The organism is Qipengyuania algicida (genome assembly GCF_009828025.1).
Lineage (GTDB): Bacteria > Pseudomonadota > Alphaproteobacteria > Sphingomonadales > Sphingomonadaceae > Qipengyuania > Qipengyuania algicida.
On record NZ_WTYA01000008.1, the window covers coordinates 174,348 to 199,368 of the forward strand.

Below are 25,021 nucleotides of genomic sequence, written 5' to 3' on the forward strand. Positions count from 1 at the left end.
TGTAAGAGCCTGATCCGAAATTAAGTTGAGTGGTGTCAGCAGGTTAGCTTGACGCCAGCCCAAGTCGCTGATTCTGAGGTTTTGCAACGAACCAAGGAAATCAACGATGTGGACCGACACCACTCGGGCCCAGTATGCCCGTGCGCAGCTGACTTTGCCAAGCGATTTGACCGATGCCGAATGGGCAGTGCTCGAGCCGTTATTCCCGCCACCTTCGCATGTGGGGCGCCCGCGCAAATGGCCGCTGCGACGGATTGTCGAAGCGATCCTGTATCTGCTGCGCGGCGGCCTGACGTGGCGAATGCTGCCACCGTGCTTTCCGCCGGTCTCGACGGTGCGGCGCTGGTTCTACCTACGGCGAGATAACGGCTTATGGCTTTAGCTCAACCACGCACTGCTGCTGATCGGGCGCGAAGCGACAGGCCGCGAGGCCTCCCCGAGTGCCGGGGTGATCGACAGCCAAAGCGTCAAGACCACCGAGAGCGGAGGGCCGCAGGGTTACGATGCCGGCAAGAAGATCAAAGGTCGCAAGCGCCACATCCTGACCGACACCGATGGCAATCTGGTTCATGCCGTGATCCACACCGCCGAGATCCAGGATCGCGACGGCGCACCGCTCGTGCTGGCCGAGATCATCCATCGCTTCCCGTGGCTGCGGCATGTCTCGCCGATGGTGGGTATGCCGGTGACAAGCTTCGTCAGGCGCTGCGCAAGATCGGCAAGTGCAAGTGGACCATCGAAATCATCAAGCGGTCCGACACTGCCTAGGGCTTCGAGGTGCTACCGCGGCGCTGGGTGGCAGAGCGAACCTTTGCATGGCTCGGTCGCAACCGCCGCCTCGCCAAGGACTTCGAGCAGACCATCGCCTCAGCAACCGCGTGGCTGTTCATCGCCTCGATCCAGCTCTTCACTCGCCGTATCGCAAGAGCAGGAAATTATGACGGATAATTATGAATCAGATGGGGTGGTTGCCGCCCTCCCTCGACGGCATCGCAATATGCCAAGATAGTGGTGTTGAAGGCCACTGAACGGGAAGGACGACAACCATGACGAACGATGCGATGATTGGCGTGGATTTGGCAAAGTCTGTTTTTCAGCTTCACGCTGCCTCGGGTACGGGGCACTTGCTGTTTCGCAAGAAGCTGTCGAGGGCGGCCTTTTCGAGATTCATGAAGGACCAACCGCCGGTCACTGTTGTGATGGAGGAGCATTTTGCCAACCACCTTGCTTGAGTTCAATGGTCCAGCCTTAGCGACAGTTATCCCGAATATCGGCGCGCCTTGATGCCAATCAATTATGCGGCACCAACCAGCCTGAATTAATGCAATTCAAAATGCGTCCAGCGCGATGCGACGGACATTAAATTTCAATTGGAACCGAGAGAGCCTCGACTTCGTGTGGAAATTATGTGATGGTATAACATCAACCGCAATATGAGCCATTTTGCAGGTGGCTCCATGCAATCGCGAATAATAGTAGAATGAGGAATTCCCCCCAAATGATGAAAGCAAAACTGCTGGCCAGCACCCTTCTGGTCGGAAGCATCACGGTCGCGACGGGCGCTCGTGCGGCTGACAAGCCGGACACGTCAACCGATGCCGCCACCCCCCAGCAGATCATCGTCACGGCAACGCCGTTTCACAGCTCGATCGACGATACCCCGGCGATTCCCGCCAAGGTTGATGCCGAGGAGATCAGGCGGGCGGGCGGCGCTAGCATCGCCGAAGCGCTGAGGGATGTTCCGGGGATTTCGGCATCGGGTTTCGCCGAAGGGGCCTCGCGTCCGATCATTCGCGGCATGGATGCCAATCGCGTGCGCCTGCTCGAAGACGGCACCAGCATTTCCGACGTGTCGGATATCGGTCCCGATCACGGCACCCCGATCGATCCGCTATCGGCACAAAGCATCGAAGTCGTCCGTGGGGCGGCGGCGCTGCGTTATGGCAGTCAGGCAATCGGCGGGGTGGTCAACGTGCTGAACGATCGCGTGCCGATGCAGCGTTTCTCCGACCCGTTGGGCGTCGAAATCAACGACAGCTACACCACCGTGAACGATTCGCGCGAAGCTTCAGGCCTGATCAATGGCCAGGTCGGCAATTTCGCCCTCCATGCCGATGGCTATTACCGCCACGCTGACGATTACGATACGCCACTCGGCACCCAGGCAAATTCCTTCTTCCACGGCTGGGGCGGTGCACTGGGCGGGTCCTATTTCATTCCCGACAGCAACAGCCATCTCGGGATCGCGGTGACGCACTACGATGCGCAATACGGCATTCCCAGCGACACCACCTTCATCGACATGCGCCAGACCAAGATCATGACGCGCGATGTCATCGAACTAGGCGGTGCCCTCAAATCGTTCAATCTCGACGGCAGCTATGCCGATTACCAGCATCAGGAAAAGAACCCGGACGGATCGGTCAACACGACCTTCAAGAACAAGGAATATGATTTCCACGGCGAATTGCTGATCAATCCGATCGGCTTCATCAGCAATCTGGCTCTGGGCGCCGAATACCAGCATCGCGATTTTTCGGCGATCGGCGAAGACGCGTCATATCTGGAGCCGGCAACATCGGACAATATTGCCGGATATCTGTTCTCCGAAATCGATGTGGCTCCCAAGTTCCACCTCGAAGCGAGCGGTCGGGTGGAGAACGTCCATATCACCGGTACGCCACTGTCCGATGTGTTCACTTCGCGTGATTATACTCCGGTCAGCGGCGCGCTTGGCGCCCTCTACACCGTTACGCCCGGCGTGAAGATCGGCCTGACCGGATCGACGACGGGCCGCGCACCTGCGCTAACCGAATTGTTCGCACGCGGCGGGCATGATGGACCGCAGACCTATGAAACCGGTGATCCTAACCTCAAGATGGAACGCGCCAACAGCCTTGAGCTGAGCCTCAGGGTCAACAAGGGGCCATTCAGCTTCGAAGGCAGTCTCTATTCGACCTGGTTCAACAACTACATCTACGGCGACCTGACCGGGCGAACCTGCGACGATGGCGGCAATTGCGTGGTCGGCGACAGCGAGGAACTGCGCGAGGTGTTCTATCTCCAGCAGGGCGCGCATTTCCGTGGGGTGGAAGGTCAGGCCAGCCTCGATCTTTACAAATCCGACAGTGGGACGCTCAAGGCAAACGTGCTCGGCGATTACACCCGTGCGACGCTGGACGATGGCAACAACGTGCCGCGGATTCCGCCCTATCGCATTGGTGGCGGGCTTGGTTGGAAGAGCAAGCCGGTCGATGCCGGCTTCACGCTGATCCATTACGGGCGGCAGGATGATTACGGCGTATTTGACACGCCGACCGCATCCTATAACGAGCTGAGCGCGCATATCACCGTGCGGCCGTTCAAGGCCTACCCGGGGATCGAGCTTTCGGTCGTCGGTCAAAACCTCACAGATGATGTCCAGCGTTATGCGACCGCCTTCAACAAGGATCTGGTGATGCAGCCCGGTCGCTCCGTACGCTTCGTGCTGCACGTCGCGACGTTCTGAGCTAACACGGTAGCAGGTGCGATCGAATTTTTACCCAAGTTCAGGTCGCCCCTGCTGCCCCTTTACGACAATGAAAGGTGGGCGATCAGGGTGGCAACCGTTTCCACACCGAGCCTTGCAGCCACCCCCAAGCGATCCGGCAAACGCGACTCTGCCGAAATTGAATGCCTGGTCGAACGCTTGCTCCGCCAAGTCGATCGCCCTCTCACCGCTTATGAGATTGTCGAACTGGCAGCCCGGTACGGCCACTCGATCGTGCCGATGCAGGTCTACCGGACCATGGCGCGCCTTTCCGAGCAGGGGCGCGTGCTCCGTCTCGAAAGCGTCAAGGCTTACCTTCTGGCAAAACCGGGAACGGATCTGTTTCTGGTTTGCGGTGGGTGCAAGGCAGTGAAGCGGGTTTCCATGCCCTCATTATCCTCTGCGCTTTCGCAATTGCGGCACCGTGCGAGTTTTCGCTCGATCCGCATTCCGGTCGAAGTTCACGGGGAATGTAATGCTTGCCGGGATCAGAAAGATCGGCAATCCGCCGTCCCCTCGATTGACCGGATTGCCGACCGATGATGACATCGCTTCCCTATGCGGTGGGACTGGTAGCAGGGCTATTCACCCTGATCGGCGGCGCTCTGGCGATGCGGTTTCTGCGCCACGATGCCTTGCTGTTCGGACTGACTAGCGGCTTCGTAATTGGTCTGGCGCTGCTCGACCTGATGCCCAATGCCGTGGAGCTTGGCTACGGCGTCCACTCCCCGGCAGCGATCTTCACCATGCTGGCCGTCGGGTTCGCTTTGCTGACCCTGCTGCATCGTCTTCCCATAGCCGCAGTTCTGGGCCGCGGATCGCTCGTCCTGCACAGTATCATGGATGGCTTGGGAATCGGTCTGGCGTTTCAGATATCGGACGGGACTGGGTGGATCGTTGCGATCGCAATCCTCGTCCACGATATGGCCGATGGCGCCAATATGGTAGCTTTGAGCGCTTCGGCTCAGGATCACCGAAACGCCCGATCATGGCTGGTCGTCAACAGCATTGCTCCTCTTCTCGGCGTAGCGATCGGTCAATCCATATCGGTTACCCCTTCGCAGTTTTCGCTACTGCTGGCACTGTTTGCGGGCGGGTTCCTCTATATCGGCAGCGCTGAGCTTCTGCCGCGCAGCCGCGCCGCTGGAGGCGGGTGGTTCTCGTCCGCAGTAAGCGTGCTGGGATTGGTTGTGACGGGCCTGATGGTTCACCTCGCCGGATAGCCGTACCGGCGTTCTGCGGCCGTATAACGCTCTTGATCAAGATACAGAAGCACCGTCGCGTCTTTACGAGCGCCGGCATCCGCAGCGAGCCAGGCGATTTTGATATTCGGACCAGCGATTGGCATGATTGACGATGAATGCCCGGTTTTCGAGAAAATTGTGCAGCCACGCGAATATTTTAGATTGGGATGCATAGCTGTCGCGCTGGATTTTATGAACAAATGTCGGCTTCAGGCCATTCTCAATTCGAAGCCGCAGTTCCGGACTGTTGTCTAGGGTCCGGATCTGCAAGGATCAGATCTCGCAGTTCGCCGGCATGGACTGGGTAGCGCTCATCCGTGCTTACAAACTTTAGCACTCGATGAGCAGGCACGGCATCTGCCGCGGCGACGCGGTAGTCGAGACCTTCTTCTCGTCGCCCGAACACGAGACCATCCGGCGCCGGATATCCAACACCTGCGAGGAGGCTCGGCAGGGCGTGTTCGATTACATCGAGATGTTCTGTAACTTGATACACAACCATGCCAGGAACGGGCTTCTGTCGCCCGTCGAATTCGAACCGTAATAGACGATTAGGACCGAGGATCTGTAATTTGCAGTTACTCGGCGGTTGTCCCTTGAGGGTTTCAAGGATCTGTCCGCACTCGCCTTCCCGAAGGTCGGTGGTGCTGTATCGGGTCTCACAAGGCCGGACGTTGCATTGACTCGAAGCGGGCTCTGAAGCCCATCCGGTAACCTTCGCAGATTGCGATCTTCAGTGCCCAGGTTTTCAGCGCGAAGCTCTGTTTGGTGCGCGTCAGGATCGAGTTCGCTGCCTCGTAGAGCAACTTACGCACAGTGCTGTCGCCCTGTTTGGTGATCCGGCCCGTCCAGTCGATTTCACCCGACTGATGGCGCCGGGGAACAAGGCCGAAGTAGGCACCGGCCGTTCGCGATCGCCTGAAGCGAGTCGAGTCGTCGACAGCCGCGGCGAACGCGGCCGAAGTCTGCACGCCAACGCCGGGGATGCTCATCAGCGCCTGGCAGACGGGCGATGCGGCGGTGATTGCTTTCAGCTGCCGATCCATCTCCCCGATCTCCACGACGAGTTGTTCACGGGCACGCAGCAATGATGCGACCGCTTCGCCGAGACCTGGGATCTGATCGGCCGCCTGCATCTTTGCCAAGAACCGCGCGCCCTGTCCGACGCCAAGCCTGATCCCGAAGGTTGCGCACAGTCCGCGGATCGTATTGTCGAGCCGGACGCGCGCCTCGACCAGATGGCTTCGAGCGGTGATAATCGCGCGTACGCCATGAGCGGTCGGCGACTTGACGTGAACCTCCTTGTAGAAACCGGTGCGCGCCAGTTGCGCGAGGCCGGCTGCATCGTGTGGATCGGTCTTGTTGGCCTTCATCGCTTTCATGCTCTGATGCGCCTGCCGCGCGTCGATGCAGACGACGGCCACGCCAATCTCGCGCAGACCCAGCGCGATCGCGGGGGTCATTCGCCCCGTCTCGATAACCGCCCGCTCGATCGGGCCAAGCTGTTCGAGCACGGTGGCGATCGCTTCAGCTGTGCTCTCGACGCACTCGGCGCCAACCTTGTGTCCGTCGGTATCGATGACACAGATATGCGTCATTTCCATCGACAGGTCTAATCCGGCATAGTTCTTCACGGCTGCTTCCTTCCTTCAGGCTTCGACAACCAGAAGGTGCGCCAGTCAGCCGGCCCGGGGAAGCAGCCACAAATTACACGATGACTTGTAGAACACTCGCTTCTTTTCAATAAGCGAGGCTGGGCGATGTATGGTGTAGACTCTGTAATGTCCGCCTGGGAACGTTGCTGGGGCGACTGAATCCGCTCGCACGGATTGGGATAGGGGGTAGAAGATGCGCATTGCTATAGCCGTAATCGCTGGGTTGGCTGCGACTCAGCCGATTGTCGCTGCCAGCAAGCCGAACGGCTCTGGCTGGGCTAAGGCTAGTTCTCTTGCGGGGAGCGCGCCCCAGGTTAGCAATTTGGTTCTAGTTCGAGATCGAGACCTGGTATGGAACGGTAAGGTAGTCACGGAAGCTCAGTTTAGAATTCTTCTAGATACCTTGGCTAACACTGTTTCTCCGCAACCCCTTATGGTTCTTGCCCACCAAGAGGGCACCCCTTTGGCGAAGTTGATTCGAATTGAGGCGACGATTAGCCAGAAGCTTGAGTGCAACCCTTCAGTTTGCGTTGAAGTGAGTGCGTCAGCTAAATAGATCGGATTTTCAGTTCTGCCTCAGTGACCGGGAAGTTCGACGGATTTGTGCCGTATCCGGAACCGCCGGCATCCGTTCTTCGACGAGACGGGCTTACTGATATGTACTCATGTGGCTCTCATGATCCACGGGACTTGGAAATGTCGATCGTTTAATTGAATTGGCCTGAGGTCTCGACTCTGCCTCAAACAATCAGGCTCAGAAGATACCATCAAGATTCCAGGACGAAAGTGAGCTCAGCGCCCGATCAGTCTCGACAGTTTGGTGAGGCTCCCGAACTGATGACCGGCTAAAACGCGGTGCAGGCGTCGATTGATAGGAACGCTTCGACCTTACGAACATTCCACGCTCGCGATTGAGTTCACTTTCTGCGGCTTCTTCGACGCTTAGTACCGGGGTCACGCAAGCATCGCGTCCGGCAAACAAGCCGCACCATTCTTCCAGCGACTTTTCCGCGATAATTGCATGAATGCGCTCGCCGCGTTCTGGCCAATTGGCGGGATTTAAATGATCGGAAAAGTCGGCGGGCTGGAGCCCAAGGCCTTCTATGAATGCGTCGTGGAAAGGCTTTTCCAGTGCGCCAACCGCGAGATGGCGCCCATCTGAAGTTTCGTAGCAGCGGTAAAAATAGGCGCTACCATCCAGCAGGTTTCCACCGCGACCATCGCGCCACTGGCCCATTTGCTTCCAGCCCATCAATTGCGTCAGGAGGACGATTATGCCGTCGCTCATGGCAACGTCGAGAACCTGTCCCTTTCCCGACCGTGTACGCTCAGCCATTGCCGCAAGGACACCGATCGCCAGAAACGTTCCGCCGCCACCGAAATTGCCGACGAGATTGATCGGGGGTGTCGGCGGCCCATCCATCGGGCCGACTGGATACAGGGCGCCGCATTGGGCGAGATAATTGATGTCGTGCCCTGCCATGTCGCGCAATGGCCCGTCCTGTCCCCACCCGCTCATACGAGCATAGATCAGGCCTTCATTCGATGTCGTCAGGTCATCGGGGCCGAGGCCCAGCCGCTCCATCGTTCCAGGCCGAAATCCCTCGATCAGGACATCGGCTTGTTGGGCAAGCGCGCGTGCCACGTCGCGATCCTTTTCAGACTTGAGGTCTAAATGGATCGCCGGGCGACCACGATAGAGAAAATCGAACCTAGCATCGCCTCCAAGAGGGTTGGAAGCGCCAGCGCGCTCGATTCGTATGGCTTCGGCACCGAGGTCACATAACAACATGGTGCCGAACGGCGTCGGCCCGAGTCCCGAGAACTCCAAAATCTTGACGCCAGCCAGAGGCGTCCCCTGCGATTTTGTGCCTGCATCCATCGCCCAACCCCTTCGAATTCATTGTTTTGAGCTGTCCATATTCCAGCAAGTTGAAAAATATACTAGCCAGTAAGTGGATTGCCTGTCACTATCCCAAAAGGAGCTGCACAAAGCGGCCGATCTTGAGAGGAGACTGCAAAGTGACCCCATTCACACCCAGCGAACTGCGCTTTACTCGGACCGAGCGCGTAACCATGGGCGTTCCCGTAGCCGACGCACTGCTGGATCAGGCATCGGCAATGGGCTGCAGCAAGGTTTTCCTGATCGTATCGACCACTCTGCGCGAGAAGACCGATGAGATTTCGAAAGTCGAACATACTCTGGGCAGTCGCCATGCAGGTACTTTCAGTGGGATTGCACCGCACGCTCCGCGAACGGACGTCCTCAAAGCGACCGATGCTGCTCGGGATGCAGGTGCGGATCTGATCGTGTCGATCGGCGGCGGATCCGCGACCGATGCCGCCAAGATCGTCAGCCTGTTGATCAAGCACGATGTGCGTCGAATCGAGGATTTCGAGCCTCTGCGCACCTATGTGACCGAGGAGGGCGAAGTCATCAATCCGGTAAAGGTGGGTCCCGATATCCCGGTTATCTGCGTGCCGACGACGCTATCGGGCGGCGAGTTCAACGCGCTATCCGGTTCGACCGACGAAGCAACCCAGCACAAGCAGGGTTACGAGCATCGCAATATGGCCCCGGTGATGGTCATACTCGATCCAGCCATCACAGTGCATACGCCCGAATGGTTGTGGCTCTCAACGGGGGTGCGTTCGGTGGACCACGCAGTCGAAACACTATCGTCGGACAAGTCGAACGATTTTGCGGACGGGCTTGCAGAAAGCGCGCTGAAGCTGCTGGTTGAAGGGTTGCCGCGCGTCAAAGCCGATCCAAACGATTTGGGTGGCCGCCTCAAGTGCCAGATCGGTGCATGGCAATCTATGATCAGCATTATCGGCGGCGTTCCCATGGGGGCGAGCCATGCCATCGGCCATATCCTTGGTGGAACCTGTGATGTACCGCATGGCTATTGTTCATGTGTGATGGCGCCATATGTGCTGCAATGGAATGCCGAATACGATGACAGCCGGCAGGGCCGGATTGCGGCCGTGCTTGGTGGTGACCACGCTACCGCAGGCGACGCGCTCGACCACTTCATTCGCGGGCTTGGTATGCCACGGACGCTCGGCGAGGTGGGTGTCGATGAAAGTCGTTTCCAGCAGGTCGCCGAATACACCTTGCTCGACATCTGGGGGCGCACGAACCCACGCCCTGTGAAGACCGCCGACGATGTCATGGAAATCCTTCGATTGGCGGCCTGAACCGATGATTGGCCAAACTCGCCCGCGCGACTTCAGCGATCCACGCATTCCGAACAGGGACGAATGCGTGCTGCGTTATCTGCTCGATCGGTGGGCGCATGAACGCCCCGACAAGACGCACGTCGTTTTCGCAGATGGCGAGGAATGGTCTTTTGCCAAAATGCGTGAAAAGGTCCGCGCCAAAGCCGCTGGACTGAAGGAACTTGGCGTTCGGCAGGGAGAGCACGTCGCCGTGTGGCTGCCCAACGGCCCCGACGCGCTCATCGCCTTCTACGCGATCAATTACATCGGTGCGGTGTTCGTGCCATTCAACACCGCCTATCGCGGTGGTCTTCTCGCCCATGTTATCGCCAATTCGGGTGCCCGGTTCCTGCTGGTTCACCCCGACCTGATATCTCGCCTGAATGAAATAGAACTCGCCGGTCTCGAACGTCTTGTTGTGACAACCAACCTCGAGGTTGTCGCGCCACCGCTAGAGGTAAACCGCTTCGACGACCTTGTCGGCGACCCGGACGAAGAGATCGAACTCGAACGCCCCATCGACCCGTGGGACATCCAGTCGATTATCTACACCTCGGGCACGACTGGCCCTTCGAAAGGGGTTCTTTCGTCCTACTTGCACATGTTCTCCAACGCGGGGCCGGAGTCCTGGCCCATGGTGGGCGAAGACGATCGGTACATGTGTGTGGCGCCGATCTTCCATATCGGCGGTATGGGGCCACCCTTCGTGATGCTTGCTCGCGGCGCTTCTGTGGCGATGATCGACAACTTCTCCACCGCCGAATTCTGGAAAGTCGCCAAGGCCACCCAATCGACGATGGTTTTCCTGCTGGGAGTGATGGCCACTTTCCTGCTGAAGGCGCCGCCGGGGCCAAATGATCGCGACCATACGGTCAAGAAGGCTTTCATGGTTCCGTTGACGGGCGACGCACCTGCATTTACCGAGCGGTTCGGCGTCGACATCTACACGATTTTCAACATGACGGAGATTTCCTCTCCGATTGTTTCCGAAGCCAATCCGACGAAGATCGGGACCTGCGGGACGGTTCGCGACGGTGTCGAAGTACGGTTGGTCGACGCCAATGATTGCGAAGTTCCAACGGGCGAAATCGGCGAAATGCTGGTGCGAACCGATCGACCCTGGGCGATGAACAGCGGCTATAACGCCAACCCGGAAGCGACCGCCAAAGCGTGGCGCAACGGATGGTTTCATACGGGCGATGCGTTCCGGCGCGACGGTGATGGCTATTTCTATTTCGTCGACCGGGTCAAGGACGCCATCCGCCGACGCGGTGAAAACATCTCCTCCTTCGAGGTGGAAGCAGACGTCTGCCGCCACCCTTGCGTCCGCGAAGCAGCCGCGATTGCGGTGCCGAGCGAATTTTCGGAAGACGAGGTGATGGTGATCGTCGCGCCTGTTCCTGGAACGCAGATCGATTGCGTCGAACTGGCTGAATTCCTCATCGAGACGATGCCCTATTTCATGGTGCCGCGTTATGTCCGCATCCTCGACGAGCTGCCCAAGACGCCTTCGGCGAAGGTGATGAAGGCCGAACTGCGCAGCGAGGGGATCACGCAAGACACCTGGGACCGGGAAGCAGCCGGGATACGTGTCCGACGCGAAAGTTTCAGCGCGTGATCCCACCCCAATTCAATCCAGCGGACCGATGGGTCCGACTTCGTCATCCAGGAATACGATCGCAATGACCCATCCCTTTATCCACCGCCCGGTGGCTCCCGAAGATGTCGATTGGACGTTGCTCAACGCGGGCATCAGCAAGGCCAATATCCCGGCCTTGCTGATGATTCTCTATCAGGTGAGCGGAGACGAGCGCTGGCTGAACGAACCCTATGCGCCCAAGCGTTCACCTGGTCTTGACGACAATGACAGCGGGCAATTGCCCGAGCCGATCCAGCAGGAGATACGTACCGCCGCAAAATCGGCGATCGCCGATTGGGTCAGGGGTAACAAGCTTAAGGTGCCACGGCCCGACAACGCGAGGCTCGCCGAAATGTTGAGCGTCGCAATGACCGAACACGTCCCGCAGGAATATGGCGACATCATCGCCGCGGGCATGGAGTATGAAGCGATAGCGCGCGCGGCGAGCGATGGGGAGAGCAACAAAACCGCGATCGTTATCGGTGGCGGCGTGTCAGGCATCTGCGCGGGAATCGAGCTCGACCGGTTGGGGATCGCCTATACGTTGTTCGAAAAGAACGAGGATTTCGGCGGCACCTGGTTCGAAAATCGCTATCCCGGTTGCGGCGTCGACACGCCCTCTCTCACCTATACGTTCTCCTGCCGTCCGAACGACTGGTCGAAATATTTCCCTCTGCGCGACGAGATCGAAGGCTATCTGATCGACACCGCTCACAGTTTCGGCCTTTACGACAACGCGCAGTTCAACACCAAGGTCGAGGAAGCGCGCTGGAACGAAGGAACGGGGCGCTGGGACGTCACGATCACAAAACCCGATGGTAAGCGGGAAAAGCATAGCGCCGACTATTTGTTCAGCGCCGTGGGAATCCTGAATATTCCCCAGTACCCCAAGATCGAAGGTCTCGATGGGTTCACAGGACAGGTCTACCATACCAGTCGTTGGCCCAAGGACGCACAGGTCGCCGGCAAGCGCGTTGCCGTGATTGGCAATGGCGCTTCGGGAATGCAGGTCGCCCCGGCGATTGCCGATGAAGTTGCCGAAATGACGATCTTCGCCCGGTCGAAGCAGTGGGCCGCGCCATTCCCGCAGTTCCACAAGGATATTCCGGAGGGCGTTCGCTACCTCATGCAGGTCATGCCGCTGTACCGCGCCTGGCTGGAGCAGCGCCTGTCATGGACTTTCAACGATCGTGTGCATGGGACCTTGTTCCGCGATCCCGACTGGGCGCATCCCGATAGGGCAGTGAATGAGATCAACGATGGGCATCGGCGAGCGTTCACGCGTTACGTCATGCAGGAACTGGAGGACCGACCCGACCTGATCGAGCATGTCCTGCCCGACTACCCACCCTTCGCCAAGCGGATGCTGCTCGACAATGGGTGGTATCGGACGATCAAGAAACCGCATGTGCGCCTGATCCCCGAACATCTGGCGAAGGTCGAAGGATCGCGCCTGATCTCGTCGAGTGGTGAGTCTGTCGAGGTGGACGTGATCATCCTCGCGACCGGGTTCCAGACCACCAATGTGCTGGGATCGTATGACATCATCGGGCGCGACGGACAGTTGCTGCATGACAAATGGGGACAGGACGATGCGGCCGCCTATCTTGGCACGCTGGTCCCGGGTTTCCCTAATTTCTTCATCCTGCTCGGGCCAAATGTCGGATCCGGCCACGGCGGCAGCATGATCCGCAATATCGAAAACCAGATGCATTATGCGGGGCAGGTCGTGCTTGCAGCGCGCAAGGAGGGGGCGATGTCGGTCGAAGTTCGCAGCGATGTCTATGAAAAATATCGCCGCAAGATAGACGAAGCTCATGAAAAGCTGGTGTGGACCCATCCAGGTACCGAGAACTGGTATCGCAATTCGAACGGCCGCGTCGTTGCCATCACGCCGTGGCGCAACGATGCATTCTGGCGCATGACCCGCAGCCCGAACGAGGCCGAGCTGGCATTTGGCTATGAACCGGCGTCAGCGGACGAAAACAAGGTCGAGGCAGGGTAGGAACGGCGATTGCGCGCATTCTGCGGTCAGGAGCTGGGTCACGTCGCCAATTTCGCATTGGCGCAAGTATCGGAGCCACAACCTGGCCCCGAAGCGCTGCGTGTCCGCATCGAGGCAACGGCCCTCGGGTTCGTCGACCAGCTCGTGATGCGCAGCCTGTACCAGCAGAAGCCTCCCTTGCCGTTTGTGCCGGGTGGTGAAATCGTCGGCATCGTGGAAGCCGTGGGGGAGGGAGTGGCCGATTTCACACCTGGACAGCGTATTGCGGCCTGGCAGTTCGGCGGAGGGCTTGCAGATCAAGCCTCGGTGAAGGCGATCCATGCCGTACCTGTGCCGGAGGATTTGCCCTCGCCAAAGGCTGCGGCCGTCCTGCTGGATTACCTCACCGCCTACTACGGGCTCTTCGATCGAGGCTCTCTTGCACCGGGACAGACCGTACTTGTCACAGGCGCTTCCGGGGGCGTGGGGTCCGCAGCCGTGGCCATCGCGTCGGCGGCATCCGCGCGCGTGATTGGCCTCGCATCGACACCCGAAAAGCAAGCTTTGGTCAGGAGACTGGGCGCGGAGATGGCGATCGATTATCGCGACGGCGACTGGCGCGACCAGCTCAAGCGCACGTTTCCGCAAGGCGTCGACCGAGTCTTCGATCCCGTCGGTGGCTCAATGTTTCAGCAATGCTTCCGTTCGCTGGCCAAGCACGGCCAGCACCTCGTGGTCGGATTTGCTTCGGGTGACGGCATACCAACCCTTCCGGCAAACCTGCCATTGCTCAAATCGGGCGCACTCGTCGGCGTAGATGCGCGATATCTCTGGGAAAGCGATCCGACCCGTGTTCGAGCTATTCTAGGCATCCTCCTGAACCTCGCTGCGCGAGGCAAGATCGATCCACCTATTGCCCAGGTGATCAAACTGGATGACGTCGCGAACGCCTTTGCATTGCTCGAAGATCCCGAACGGATCGGCAAGATCGTCGTCGTACCTTAGGCAGAACGCTCACCACCTAACGGGCAGTGCAGACAGGCCTCGGAACAGGAAGCCTTCGCGCCACTTCGGATTGTCCGTTTCGGCTTGAAGCCCCGCGAGGCGCCGCGCGAGTTGCTCGAACGCGATCCGCCCTTCGAGCCGAGCCAGCTCGGCACCGGCGCAAAAGTGGATGCCGCCGCCGAAACTCATGTGCTTTTTGGAATCGCGCTGAATGTCAAAGCGGTCGGGATTGTCGAAAACACGCGGATCGCGGTTGGCCGCTCCGATCAGGGTGAGAACTTTCTCTCCGGCAACGATGGGTTCGCCGCGCAATTGCGTGTCCCGCAGCGCAGTCCGGTATGTGGCGATCAGCGAGCTTTCGTAACGCAGTGTTTCATCGACGGTGCCCGGTGCAAGTCGTTGCGGATCGCTGACAAGCGACCGCCACTGATCAGGGACGCGGCTGAGTGACAATACCCCGTTGCCGATCATGTGAGCCGTCGTTTCGAAGCCCGCACCGAAAAGCCCGATGGCGACCGTGACCAGTTCGTCATGGGATAGCGAGTCTTCCTTCCCGCCCGACTGGACCAGTGCCGTGGCCAGATCATTGCGCGGCGATGTCATCCGGTCGGCAAACAGCCACTCGAAGAAATCCTGCAAGACACCAATCTCTTGGTTCGCAGTGGTAAGCTCATCCGGGGTGAGCGCGCGCGCTTCGAACACGATGAAGCTTTGCGCTATTGCCGCAATCACGGCGGGAAGGCGGCTATCGTCTGGATCGATCCCCAGCATGTCGCACATCACGCGGACCGGGAGTTGGTAGGCAAAGTCCGTTATCAGATCGGCAGAGCCTTGCGCGATCATCTTATCGATCAGACCGTCTGCAATCTCACGAATTCGTGGTTCCATAGCCCGGACCAGCCGCGCAGTCAGCGCGCCGGTAACCAGCCCACGAACCCTAGTATGATGCGGGGGGTCTTGCATCAGGAAGACTTCCGACAGCCACTTGTAGGCGGGTTGCCCCATCACATCGAACTCTGGCCCGTAGAACAATCTTACATTTTCAGTGAAATCGCCCTGCCCGAAATCCTCGCGATTCATCAGCACACCGCGAACATCCTCGTGGCGGCTGACCACCCAATAGCCGAATTCCGCGCGGTGCAGTGGGTCTCTTTCACGTATATCGGCGAAAACGGGGTAGGGATCGCGGTGCAATTCAGGCGCGTCGGGTGCGAATGGTGCAATTGTGTCGGATGTCACGCCGGATCTCCCATCGCGTCGTAGCGAGGCCGGAAGCCGCCTTCGGCAGTTCGTTCGACGAAGGTCGAATGAGGAGCACCGAAATGCGCCGGGACGATGCGGGCGCGGGCGTCTGCCGCTCGTTCGAGGACCTTGCGGCGGGATTTGGCAGCCAGCTCGCGATCCTCGCAATAGACGCTGTTCCAATCGGGCCGTATGACCTGCATCGGATGATGCAACACATCACCGGTGAAGAGCGCGACTTCGCCGCCATTCTCTACCTCCAGGACCATTTGACCCGGTGTGTGCCCCGGTGCAAGCCATGCGGTCATACCTGGTGCGATCTGATATCCATCCTCGATCAGGACTGCCATCCCGGCATCGATGATCGGCGCCACGCTGTCTTCGAAGACGTTGGCATTAACCCCGGCGCCCGCCATGGAGGCGTATTGGTCCTTGGCTGGATTCCATGCCAGCTCATCGATTTGCGGCAGGTAATAGGTCGCATTGGGAAAGGTCGGTTGCCAGCCCCCCTCGACCAGTTGGGTGTTCCACCCGACATGGTCGATATGCAGGTGGGTACAGTAAACCTTGTCGATGTCCCCGGGGCTGAAACCGGCCTGCGCGAGCCGATTCAGGAAGTCGCTGTCCAGATTCCCGAAGATCGGAATGCCGGGACGGTCTTTGGCATTTCCCGCCCCGGTATCGACAAGGATGCGTTCGCTGCCGGTGTCGATCAGCCAGCTCTGGAGATATCCGTAGATCAACCCATTGCGCATGAAATCAGGTTCGAAGGACGCCGCCTCTTCGGCAAAGATATCGGCATCGAATTCAGCGAAAAGGGCTTCGGGCGGGCTGAACCCGCCCTGCCATTCCTCTATTCGGAAAACCTTGTGCTTACCGATCCGGAACGCTTCGGCCATGCCACTGCCCTCCCGGCCCTAGAAGTCATATCCAAGGGTAAGGCCATAGGTACGCGGCGGTCGCAAAGAACCGACCGATACGTAGCTGTAAAGCGGCGCGGAAATGATAGTGTTTGCCAGCGCGTACTTGTCCGTGAGATTTTTGCCCCACAGCGATAGCGACCAATGGTCGTCGGCTGTCCGATAGGTGATGCTGGCATTGATCAGCGCAAATGCGGGCTGGCGTGCATCCCTGTTATTGAACTCTGTGAAGAACACTTCGTCCTGGAAATTAATATCGCCAGATAATTTAAGTGTCCCCGCCTTGCCCAACTCGACAATATGATCCGCAAAAGCCGCCACCGTGAACGTTGGCGCGTTTGAGAGATGGTTGCCCGCGAGGTTCGACAAGGCCGGATCGGTTGGGCAGTCCGGGAACTGTCGGCGCGTCAAATCACCCTTGGCATAATAGCCGTTGCAGAAATCGAGATATTTCGTGTTGAGATACGTCCCGTAAATCCGGAAGGTCGTGTTCGGAGCCGGGCGAATAGTGGTCTCCAGTTCAATCCCGTAGTTCCGCGCCGATGCAGCGTTGATCGTTTCCACGATGCTGTTGGCGTTTACGAAACCGACCTGAAGATTGGTGTAATCGTAATAGAATGCTGCGGCACTGAATCCGAAGGTGCGGTCCGCCGTTTCGCCACGAATACCCGCTTCATAACTCCAGATGAATTCGGGATCGATCACATCGTTGACACTGCCGATGTTGATCACGCCCGATTTGAAGCCACGCGTCACCTTGCCATAGAACAAGGTGCCTCCTGGCGTGCGGTATTCGATCTGGAATTTTGGCGTGATCGCATTCCAGCTGGCGGCCTTGTCGGTTGGGATGTCGAGCCCCTGAGCTTCGAACGTAAAGCGTCCTGTGCCGTCGCGCTTTTCCCAATTGTAACGCGCGCCTGCCGTCACTTTGAGTCTGGGGGCCAGTTCATAGCTTGCCTCCAGATAAGCGCCCACAGCGTTGGTCTTCACCGTACCGCGCTGGAGGTAATTGCCGCTGTCGAACAAGTCGCCCGGAAGGTTCGTTCCAAGAACGATGTTGAAGTATTTGGCGAGGTTGACGGTCGGGACGCGCACTTCACCGAACAACGTCTCCTGGAAATACATCGCCCCGCCGAGCAATGAAATCGGCCCCTTGTCGTACGTGAACGTTACTTCCTGACTGAAGGAATCGCTGTCTTCGATGTAATTGTTCTGACCGAAGGCGTTGATGTCGCTGACATCGAGGTCATCGCGGTTGAAGCGTTTGAACTTACGATAGGCCGTGGTTGAAACTAGCGTGAAATCGCCCTTGTCGAGTGTAATGATGCCCTGGACGCTAGTGCCATTGCGATTGTTGATGGCATCTTCATCCGAATAGATATTGCGCAAATTGGGCTTCTCCCCGCGCGCAGCATAATAGTCGAAAATCGTCTTCCCCCCGAGCAGGGTCGAAGCGAGCATCGACTCTGGTACAACCGTCGGGCCGAAATAGTGGAAGGCATAATTGTAATCGTCCTCCTCGAAGTGATCTGCCACGACCAGCACTTCAAGATCAGGTGTCACCTTCGCCAGAAGCGATCCGCGGATTGCCCACGCGTTTCTATTGTCCACCGGATTACCGGTGAACAGATTGGTTCCGTAACCATCGTGGTTTTCGTATTTGCCCGCCACCCGGAATGAAAGCTTGTCGCCCGCGATCGGACCGCCAAGGCCACCTTCCAGGGTTACGGCATTATAGTTTCCGTACGTCGCCCTGCCATAGCCAGTGTAATAGGACGTGGGGCGCTTGGTCACGATGTTGATGACACCGCCAGTAGCCCCGCGCCCGTAAGTCGTTCCCTGCGGTCCGCGCAGCACTTCGATCTGCTGGATGTCGTAGAACCCGCTGAGTTGGGCTGCGGGTCGGCTGATTATTGCGCCGTTTTGCAGGAAGGCTACCGCGCCATCGGCACCGAGGTCGATGCTGGTTAGCCCGATACCCCGAATGAAGGTGCGGTTGACTCCAAATTGATCGCCGACAGAAACGTTTGGTACTTCCGTCGACAGGTCCTGGGCATTCTCAATGCCACCCGGGCCGATCGCATCGGAGCCAAGAACCGAAATTGCAGCCGCCGTATTTTCAAGCGACTGACCCGATTTTGTTGCGGTGACTATGATTTCATTGTTCGGGGTGGCTGCAGTGTCACCGAACTCCATGGCCGGCTTCGCCGGTTTTACTGATGACTCAGTGGATTTGTCTGTTTGTTCTTGCGCTGCCAACGGCTGGGAAAATTGCAGTCCGGCAACCGCGGTGGCGCACAGCAGCGCCGTTTTGACAGTGAATGCCATTTCAGTTCTCTCCCTCTCATTTTACCGGTTCTATAATTTTCTACCGGTGAGTATATTCAGTTATGAATTTACCATTTTTGCCTTCTTGAAATCAAAAGTAAGTCTTAGTTGGCGCCCGCCAGCCGCAGTGATGCCTGCACGAGGTGCTCGATAACTTCCTCGGCCGAGCGTTGGCCTTTCCGGCTGTACCAGGTGGGAATCCAGCTAATCAGGCCGCCGATCCACACCGACACGAAGGGATCGACATCCGCTTCGAACTCCCCCGCATTCACGCCGTCGCGAATGAGGTTCCCAATCTGATGATCGAACGATGCGCGCATCCGCAAGATGCGGTCACTGTCTGCACTGCTGAGATGCTTCATCTCGCGCTGATAGACGACCACATATTCCTGACGATGGATCACGATGCGACCAACTTTTGCCACGACCTGAGCGAGCAGGTCCCGGTGCGACGCATGGTCGGCGGCCATGACCTGTTCGAGTGCGGTCAGCGCCTCGCGGATACCTAATTCACAGATCGCCGCCAGGATCGATTCTTTGTTCTTGAAATAGGAATAGAGGAACGGCTTGGTCACCCCAAGTTCGGCAGCGACATGGTCGAGCGTGCAACTGCTATAACCGCGTTCGTAAAATAGCCGACTGGCAGCTTCGACAATGCGATTGGTCTTGAATGCAACGAACTCCGACTTGAGCGAAGCTCCATCGCCCATGTCCGCCGCATCATTTGTGGCAAGCGCAGATTTCACGTTCGCGCCACCATCTTGCATCGCCCATTTGCCAATCCAGCCTCCCGCCTTATCGTTAGCGAAGCACTATGCGTCAAAATTGATCTACTTCCCAGTAGTTTTTTAGTCCACTAGGTAAATTGTACTGACTGCAGCCTGTTCGGCTTTGCAAATGGGCCTGCGAAATCGAAGAGATAGCTACATAAGCAGGGATGAGACGAGATGCACTACGGCGATTTCCAGAATGAAATTTATCTTGGCGGCTTAAGCGGTACTCTCCCCAAATACCCGGTCGATTTCGCAACGCTTGAGGCTCGCGCACAACAGGCCATCGCTCCTGACTTGCTCAATTACGTCCAGGGCGGCTGCGGGGATGAGCACACGCAACGATCGAACGTCGAAGCATTCCATCATTGGGGGATGGTGCCTCGAATGCTCGTCGACTGCACCGTTCGGGATTTGTCCATTCGCCTGTTCGGGCTCGACTTGCCGTCGCCGATTTTCATGGCGCCGATAGGTTTGAACGGAGAAATGACGCAGGATCGGAAGGGAGACATCGCCGCGGCCAAGGCATCCGCGTCAACCGGCGTCCCGTTTTGCGCTTCGACCTTGTCCAATACACCGATAGAGGATGTATCGCAGGCAAGCGGGCAAACTCCGCTGTTTTTCCAACTCTACACGCCAAAGGACGAGGAGTTGGCGCGAAGCCTTATTTCTCGCGCGGAGAAATCGGGTAGCAAAGCGCTGGTCATAACTCTCGACACCTGGCTGACAGGGTGGCGCCCACGTGATCTCAACAGCGCCAATTTCCCGCAACTTCGCGGGAAGGTGCTTGAAAACTATTTCAGCGATCCGGTCTTTCGGTCCCGTTTGGATCGTCCACCGGAAGATGATCTGGCCGGCGCGGTCCGCCAGTGGCGCGCGATTTTCGGCAAGGTGCTGACGTGGGACGATATCGCTTGGTTCCGCGAGGCAACGCAGATGCCGATTGTCCTGAAGGGCATTTGCCATCCCGAAGATGCCCGGCGCTGTGTCGATCATGGCATCGATGCAATCTATTGTTCCAATCATGGAGGACGGCAAGCCAACGGTGGGATCGCAGCGATCGACATGTTGCCAGCGGTCGTGGAAGCTGCCGGAGATACTCCTGTTCTATTCGACAGCGGCATTCGCTCTGGCAGCGATGTCATCAAGGCCATCGCCGCAGGCGCAGCGGCGATCGGCATCGGCCGACCATATTCCTATGGACTGGCGCTGGGTGGAGCAGAAGGTGCAGCTCATGTCCTTAGATCCATATTGGCAGAAGCTGACTTGCTATTGGCTGTGAATGGTTATCCGGACCTAGCTTCTGTGAGAAAAGCTGGTCTTAAAGACTTACGATGTAGCATTCGGCAGTGACGCCGAGGTGAAACTGCGCGTAAATCGCTGAAAATGGCGCACCCGGCATGAAAGTGATGGGCGCTCAAATCATTGGGAAATTTCTATTCAACGGGGTCAATAAGCCGACTTTGTGCCCATTCTCTACCGGTCCAGAGGTTGCAAATTAACCTCGAAAACCTTCGCATTATCGCTTGCGTGACGAATACGAAATGATCGCGCCCGTCCGAATGCAATTCATTGATTGAGACAGCGATAAGACAATCGATTTGCAAGGCACGGTAACGCCGCTCGGTTCCAGCTGGAGCCTTCAATTCGCTTAGGTGGGAGGTCTCAAGCCTTATTCTCGCGCATGCTTGCAGCTTAGCGAGGCTTGAGGGACCACCAGTCGAAACGCAAGACTCCTGAGTGTATCATCAGACAGGCCCTCTCGCCCGCGTGAAAATCGTGAAAATTCCAAGGCGAAACCTCAAATTCGCCTGAAGTCATTGTTGAACTGAATTTTCTCGCTGGGCCTGAAAGATCAACGTAGTCCTTGGAGTGACTTCCTTTTGTTTTATATGCGCTCGTTACGTGAGCCTTTATCGAGAGTGGTTCACGAGCATCGTTTTGACCGTTGGCCAGAAGCAACATCGGTTGAAAGAACATGGCGCCGACCAGCACACCAACGGACAAAACGGAATAGATATCGCCTCGGGAAAGTTGGTTCGGATTTTCCGCTATCACGTTTCTAGCTGAACGAATGTTTCGCCACGATACGGCGAGCATTAATATGCCGAAAATCAACGATGACATCACGCCAATTGAATAGGGCCACAGTGGCGGATAGCGATCCGATGCTTCCATCAGAGCAGAAATTCCAAGCATCATTCCTGGCACCAGCAGGCCTGCTTTCATCAGTTTTGGTGGCTGCCATGCTCCAGTTGCTCCCCAGATCAACGCGCCGATGCAAACCGTAGCGGTGATCAATAGAAGAATCGGATCACTGACTTGCTCTCCGGCGATCGCCACCATGATGAGTAGTGCCAGAGCGAGGCCGCCAATCAACGTCGCAATCCCGCCAAAAATTTGCCTCGAACTCATTCGCACTCTTTCCGCAGGAATTATTTTTCTGGTTGCTTTAACTTGGAGGACGGGTGGGGCAAACAAAACAGCGTCTTGACGCTGACCCAAGACAAGTGTCGGGACTAAATCCTCATGATAACTTGCCGGTGCACAGCGTTCAGTCTGAACTCAACCAAGTTTAGTGGAGAATGATAGATGGCAGACCCGCTTGTAGGCTCCAGTCAGGCCCAAGCCATGCTTCGACGCGTGTCGCCCGAAGGACGCGCTCGCGCTCTTCGAGAACACAAGCGTTTGCAGAAAAGACGGGCCATTTTGCTTGGCAAGCTTGCCCTCGCTCTCTTGTTGATCGCCGGCGCGCTGTTTGCCTATGAAACCGTATTCGGCGGATTGTTTCCGACTGCCATATCTATTGCAGCCCTCGCTCTTGTCGCCGCGATCTTTTGGTCAGTGTGGACTTCGCGCGAACGAGTTTTGCAATCGCCATCTCGGCAGAAAATTGCTTTGCCGCAACTTCCACGAGCTGCCGGCGCCTGGCTGGAGGCTCGCAGCGTATCGCTTCCCCAACCATGCGAGACACTCGCGCTGGACATTGCGAAGCAAATCGAAGCCATGGAGCCTCAGGTGACACATCTCAACCCGGGCAAACCCGCAGCCCAGTCGGTACAGCGGCTGCTGGCTGTCGAACTGCCTGCGTTACTTGATAGGCACGCCCAGATTCCCGAACAGCTCCGTCATTTGCCTCAATCGGGAGGGCAAAGTGCCAACGATCATCTGCAAAACGGGCTGGAGATTGTACGCGCGGAGGTCAGCCGGATGGCCGAGCAGCTTGCACTCGGTGATTTCGACTCACTTGCTACCCAGGACCGCTTTCTCGAACTCAAATATCAAAGCGACGCGATCTCCAACTGCTAGCGGGTACGCCTGTTCGTTAGCTATTGACCGACAGGACGAGCTTGGGGTCGGGTATCGCCTCTGCATGCGAACCGCCCTGGATGGGCACAACGGCAGTGCCGATCGCGAAAAATTCGATCACATGGGTAGACCAACCGTGGCTGCCTTCGTGAAGATTTGCACCAACCACGCCCTCTGCGCCTGCCTGGGTCGCCTCTAGCTGCATGCGCTCCATCGCAAGTTCACGCGCCTCATAAAGAGCGATCGAGAAATTGGTCAGCTCCATGTTACGACCGACACTCCCCATCGAAGCGAAGGCGCCGCGCCTGGCCACGTGGTACACACAACTTCCCATCACCATTTCAAGCGGGCGGTAACCCGCCTGAAGCAATGTCCAGAAATCCTGACCCGACAAATCGGAAGTGAAGGGATCGCCGTTCGGCCCCTTGAATCCGGTATGTCCTTTCGCATGGGCGATTCCAGTGCCGATGGCGACGAATTCCAGTACTTTCGAGTCCCATTCCATGCGCTTGACTGTGAGGCGGACCCCAACGATCCCGTCGGCACCCATTTGCTTGGCTTCCTCGCGCATGCGCTCCATTGCCAGGGCGCGCGCCTCGTACATTGCGGTCGAGAGAACATCGAGTTCCTGTGAAGAGCTCCACCCTGCGAACTGAAAGCCGACATGGTATATGCAGCTTCCAACGCACAAACCAATCGGCTCAAAGCCTGACTTGCGCACGAGAAGGAACTCATTGACTGAAAAATCAGAGGTGAAGATGCCATCGGGATGACCTTCGCGACGTAAACCCGCAAGGCGCGAAAGAGCATGTTCGGGAATGGACTGTTCTTCGGCCACTAAATTCCTCCCTCTTGATCCTGAATTTCGGCCTCATAGCCCGAATGGCGCGGGCGGCCCGGTTGGTTGAGTGGCGAGATGTCGTCGCGCATGTCGATTACTGTTTCGATCTCGTGTGGAATTGCGGCCGCATGATGAGTGTCAACCACGGTTCCAATGACGATATGACGTCCAAGATAGGCTGGTGGCTGCTTATCCTGTTCGCGCCGAAGCAATTGTCCGAATTGAGTGTGTGCCAAGACGCCGTTTCCCTGGCGACCAGCTGCCTCGCGTAGATCAGCATGCGCATCGCGGCGGATGCGCTCCCAGAAATCAGTTAGTTCTGTAAGGGGCTGATTGGACCAGGACTGCATCTTCCAGTTGGTTTGCCAACTGGTATTGTTAAACGAAGCTCCGACGCCATACCCCCCATAGCCCACGCGATTGAGCCAGTCATAACTGGCACCAACAGCGACCCCGACCGGCACAATGTCCGCTTCGAGTAGACGTACGAACTCGAGTGCTGGAACGGTCGCCACGACCGGGTCCGTGCCGGGAGTAAGGCGATCAATCCGAACTGCAGTCCCGATAAGAGTGTAGTCCATACTGTTAGCCAGCCGGTGCCTGAGTGTGCGCATCCTTACATCGACGACGGCATTCGCTCCGACCGCAATCGCCTCACGCTGCAACCGCTCAAGTGCTTCATGCCAACCTTGTGCATGCCCTTGGGTCCAGCTCCAGCCATAGTGGAACCAGCATGTGCCAGAGACCGTCGCCAAAGGCCGAATGCCGTGACTGCGAGCCAACAGCAATTCTGCTGGAGTCATCGTAGCGACCCATGCGCCTTGTCCCGACGCAGCATTCTCGAGCCGATCGTGAACAAACTCTGGCAAGACGCCTTGCTCAAGTGCAGCTTCCCAAGCTGCATTGCGAGCTTCACGGTCATGTCCGAACGACTCTGCAGTCATCGTGTTCAGTTTGACCCCATATGACAATGCACTGGAAATGAAGGTCATTTAGCGATGCTGGTCAAATGACAAACCGGTAATGTTCCACCTAGACCGTCAAGTGCGAGGCCGAAGATACGCATCGCCAGACTGCTTAGGCAAATTCCGATCTGAATGATTGACCGCTCTCAGAAAACTCAGCACAGAGGCCGAATGGCTGAAATGTCGGGGGAAGCGGACGTCGTTCAGCAAGTTCAAAATATCGATACGATGGGCCCGCCATAACACATCGGTATTGATCGATCGATTAGCCCAGCTCTTGCGAACGGTGCTGCATTCTGTCCAGTCAATGGCACAAACAGCGCAACCCCAAGAGAACAACGCTCAATTGCACCGTCAGTGCGTTTGGT

21 protein-coding genes and 1 pseudogene are annotated in these 25,021 nt (G+C 57.5%); 13 read left to right on the top strand and 9 right to left on the bottom strand.

The genetic code is table 11. From position 1 onward, the window contains the following. The first annotated feature begins 106 nt into the window (after window positions 1-106). The 6 genes and pseudogenes from GRI58_RS11505 to GRI58_RS11530 all read left to right on the top strand — a co-directional run bounded on the left by GRI58_RS11505 (window position 107) and on the right by GRI58_RS11530 (window position 5,317). Window positions 107-948 (top strand): annotated as a pseudogene (locus tag GRI58_RS11505) (IS5 family transposase). Window positions 949-1,046: 98 nt separating this feature from the next. Continuing rightward, complete coding sequence (locus GRI58_RS11510) at window positions 1,047-1,232, top strand: hypothetical protein (protein WP_202386942.1); 186 nt, start codon at window positions 1,047-1,049, stop codon at window positions 1,230-1,232. 266 nt (window positions 1,233-1,498) lie between these two features. After that, window positions 1,499-3,508, top strand: coding sequence for a TonB-dependent receptor plug domain-containing protein (locus GRI58_RS11515; RefSeq protein ID WP_337190962.1), 2,010 nt, complete (start codon window positions 1,499-1,501; stop codon window positions 3,506-3,508). A gap of 90 nt (window positions 3,509-3,598) precedes the next feature. Then, window positions 3,599-4,072, top strand: coding sequence for a Fur family transcriptional regulator (locus tag GRI58_RS11520; RefSeq protein WP_160753745.1), 474 nt, complete (start codon window positions 3,599-3,601; stop codon window positions 4,070-4,072). Next, complete coding sequence (locus tag GRI58_RS11525; RefSeq protein ID WP_160753746.1) at window positions 4,069-4,752, top strand: ZIP family metal transporter; 684 nt, start codon at window positions 4,069-4,071, stop codon at window positions 4,750-4,752. The genes GRI58_RS11520 and GRI58_RS11525 overlap by 4 nt, the downstream gene beginning before the upstream one ends. Window positions 4,753-5,113: 361 nt before the next feature. Next, window positions 5,114-5,317: an IS3 family transposase gene (locus GRI58_RS11530; protein WP_160753747.1), complete on the top strand. Its 204-nt coding sequence runs from the start codon at window positions 5,114-5,116 to the stop codon at window positions 5,315-5,317. Between the two features lie 115 nt (window positions 5,318-5,432). Here the strand turns inward: GRI58_RS11530 and GRI58_RS11535 are convergent, their stop codons facing one another. Together GRI58_RS11535 and GRI58_RS11540 are read right to left on the bottom strand one after the other, a co-directional pair. Further along, entirely contained in the window at window positions 5,433-6,407 is a 975-nt protein-coding gene (locus GRI58_RS11535) for an IS110 family RNA-guided transposase (RefSeq protein ID WP_337190963.1), read from the bottom strand. Window positions 6,408-7,182: 775 nt separating this feature from the next. After that, window positions 7,183-8,310: a CaiB/BaiF CoA transferase family protein gene (locus GRI58_RS11540; protein WP_160753748.1), complete on the bottom strand. Its 1,128-nt coding sequence runs from the start codon at window positions 8,308-8,310 to the stop codon at window positions 7,183-7,185. Window positions 8,311-8,450: 140 nt separating this feature from the next. Here GRI58_RS11540 and GRI58_RS11545 point away from each other — a divergent pair, with 140 nt between their 5' ends. The 4 genes from GRI58_RS11545 (at window position 8,451) to GRI58_RS11560 (ending at window position 14,278) form a co-directional block, all read left to right on the top strand. Beyond that, window positions 8,451-9,629: an iron-containing alcohol dehydrogenase gene (locus GRI58_RS11545; protein WP_337190964.1), complete on the top strand. Its 1,179-nt coding sequence runs from the start codon at window positions 8,451-8,453 to the stop codon at window positions 9,627-9,629. Then, window positions 9,598-11,268 (top strand): AMP-binding protein, encoded by a 1,671-nt coding sequence (locus tag GRI58_RS11550; protein ID WP_237452266.1) that lies wholly within the window; start codon window positions 9,598-9,600, stop codon window positions 11,266-11,268. The genes GRI58_RS11545 and GRI58_RS11550 overlap by 32 nt, the downstream gene beginning before the upstream one ends. Window positions 11,269-11,332: 64 nt before the next feature. Further along, complete coding sequence (locus GRI58_RS11555; protein WP_160753749.1) at window positions 11,333-13,294, top strand: flavin-containing monooxygenase; 1,962 nt, start codon at window positions 11,333-11,335, stop codon at window positions 13,292-13,294. Between the two features lie 9 nt (window positions 13,295-13,303). Then, window positions 13,304-14,278 (top strand): NADPH:quinone oxidoreductase family protein, encoded by a 975-nt coding sequence (locus tag GRI58_RS11560; protein ID WP_160753750.1) that lies wholly within the window; start codon window positions 13,304-13,306, stop codon window positions 14,276-14,278. A 9-nt stretch (window positions 14,279-14,287) separates the two neighbouring features. Here the strand turns inward: GRI58_RS11560 and GRI58_RS11565 are convergent, their stop codons facing one another. The 4 genes from GRI58_RS11565 to GRI58_RS11580 all read right to left on the bottom strand — a co-directional run bounded on the left by GRI58_RS11565 (window position 14,288) and on the right by GRI58_RS11580 (window position 19,514). Then, the gene (locus GRI58_RS11565; RefSeq protein WP_337190965.1) at window positions 14,288-15,517 is read right to left on the bottom strand and encodes a cytochrome P450; all 1,230 of its coding nucleotides are present in this window, start codon (window positions 15,515-15,517) and stop codon (window positions 14,288-14,290) included. Beyond that, window positions 15,514-16,419: an MBL fold metallo-hydrolase gene (locus tag GRI58_RS11570; protein ID WP_160753751.1), complete on the bottom strand. Its 906-nt coding sequence runs from the start codon at window positions 16,417-16,419 to the stop codon at window positions 15,514-15,516. The genes GRI58_RS11565 and GRI58_RS11570 overlap by 4 nt, the downstream gene beginning before the upstream one ends. 18 nt (window positions 16,420-16,437) lie before the next feature. Next, a complete protein-coding gene (locus GRI58_RS11575) occupies window positions 16,438-18,768 on the bottom strand; it encodes a TonB-dependent receptor (protein ID WP_160753752.1) in 2,331 nt (776 codons plus the stop codon). Window positions 18,769-18,872: 104 nt separating this feature from the next. Beyond that, window positions 18,873-19,514 (bottom strand): TetR/AcrR family transcriptional regulator, encoded by a 642-nt coding sequence (locus GRI58_RS11580; protein WP_337190966.1) that lies wholly within the window; start codon window positions 19,512-19,514, stop codon window positions 18,873-18,875. Window positions 19,515-19,715: 201 nt separating this feature from the next. On the opposite strand from GRI58_RS11580, the gene GRI58_RS11585 reads away from it, so the two are divergent. After that, window positions 19,716-20,891 carry an alpha-hydroxy-acid oxidizing protein gene (locus tag GRI58_RS11585; RefSeq protein WP_160753753.1) on the top strand — a complete coding sequence of 392 codons (1,176 nt, stop codon included), beginning with the start codon at window positions 19,716-19,718 and terminating at the stop codon, window positions 20,889-20,891. A 342-nt stretch (window positions 20,892-21,233) separates the two neighbouring features. On the opposite strand, the gene GRI58_RS11590 is transcribed toward GRI58_RS11585, so the two are convergent. Further along, a complete protein-coding gene (locus GRI58_RS11590; protein WP_160753754.1) occupies window positions 21,234-21,953 on the bottom strand; it encodes a hypothetical protein in 720 nt (239 codons plus the stop codon). 177 nt (window positions 21,954-22,130) lie between these two features. Between GRI58_RS11590 and GRI58_RS11595 the strand changes: the two genes are divergently transcribed. Then, entirely contained in the window at window positions 22,131-22,847 is a 717-nt protein-coding gene (locus tag GRI58_RS11595; RefSeq protein ID WP_160753755.1) for a hypothetical protein, read from the top strand. Window positions 22,848-22,863: 16 nt separating this feature from the next. On the opposite strand, the gene GRI58_RS11600 is transcribed toward GRI58_RS11595, so the two are convergent. After that, on the bottom strand, window positions 22,864-23,685 hold the full coding sequence (locus GRI58_RS11600) for a heavy metal-binding domain-containing protein (RefSeq protein WP_160753756.1): 822 nt from the start codon (window positions 23,683-23,685) through the stop codon (window positions 22,864-22,866). Then, on the bottom strand, window positions 23,685-24,680 hold the full coding sequence (locus GRI58_RS11605) for a heavy metal-binding domain-containing protein (RefSeq protein ID WP_160753757.1): 996 nt from the start codon (window positions 24,678-24,680) through the stop codon (window positions 23,685-23,687). Before GRI58_RS11605 ends, GRI58_RS11600 begins: the two co-directional genes overlap by 1 nt. Before the next feature lie 109 nt (window positions 24,681-24,789). On the opposite strand from GRI58_RS11605, the gene GRI58_RS15685 reads away from it, so the two are divergent. Further along, the coding region (locus GRI58_RS15685) for a hypothetical protein (RefSeq protein WP_237452267.1) at window positions 24,790-25,021 on the top strand (232 nt) is incomplete at its 3' end.

Coding starts and splice junctions, on each gene's coding strand:
- GRI58_RS11595 (WP_160753755.1), top strand. CDS start 22,131: ATGGCAGACCCGCTTGTAGGCTCCAGTCAGGCCCAAGCCATGCTTCGA.
- GRI58_RS11515 (WP_337190962.1), top strand. CDS start 1,499: ATGATGAAAGCAAAACTGCTGGCCAGCACCCTTCTGGTCGGAAGCATC.
- GRI58_RS11540 (WP_160753748.1), bottom strand. CDS start 8,310: ATGGATGCAGGCACAAAATCGCAGGGGACGCCTCTGGCTGGCGTCAAG.
- GRI58_RS11510 (WP_202386942.1), top strand. CDS start 1,047: ATGACGAACGATGCGATGATTGGCGTGGATTTGGCAAAGTCTGTTTTT.
- GRI58_RS11605 (WP_160753757.1), bottom strand. CDS start 24,680: ATGACCTTCATTTCCAGTGCATTGTCATATGGGGTCAAACTGAACACG.
- GRI58_RS11585 (WP_160753753.1), top strand. CDS start 19,716: ATGCACTACGGCGATTTCCAGAATGAAATTTATCTTGGCGGCTTAAGC.
- GRI58_RS11575 (WP_160753752.1), bottom strand. CDS start 18,768: ATGGCATTCACTGTCAAAACGGCGCTGCTGTGCGCCACCGCGGTTGCC.
- GRI58_RS11525 (WP_160753746.1), top strand. CDS start 4,069: ATGATGACATCGCTTCCCTATGCGGTGGGACTGGTAGCAGGGCTATTC.
- GRI58_RS11570 (WP_160753751.1), bottom strand. CDS start 16,419: ATGGCCGAAGCGTTCCGGATCGGTAAGCACAAGGTTTTCCGAATAGAG.
- GRI58_RS11555 (WP_160753749.1), top strand. CDS start 11,333: ATGACCCATCCCTTTATCCACCGCCCGGTGGCTCCCGAAGATGTCGAT.
- GRI58_RS11590 (WP_160753754.1), bottom strand. CDS start 21,953: ATGAGTTCGAGGCAAATTTTTGGCGGGATTGCGACGTTGATTGGCGGC.
- GRI58_RS11530 (WP_160753747.1), top strand. CDS start 5,114: ATGAGCAGGCACGGCATCTGCCGCGGCGACGCGGTAGTCGAGACCTTC.
- GRI58_RS11550 (WP_237452266.1), top strand. CDS start 9,598: ATGTCATGGAAATCCTTCGATTGGCGGCCTGAACCGATGATTGGCCAA.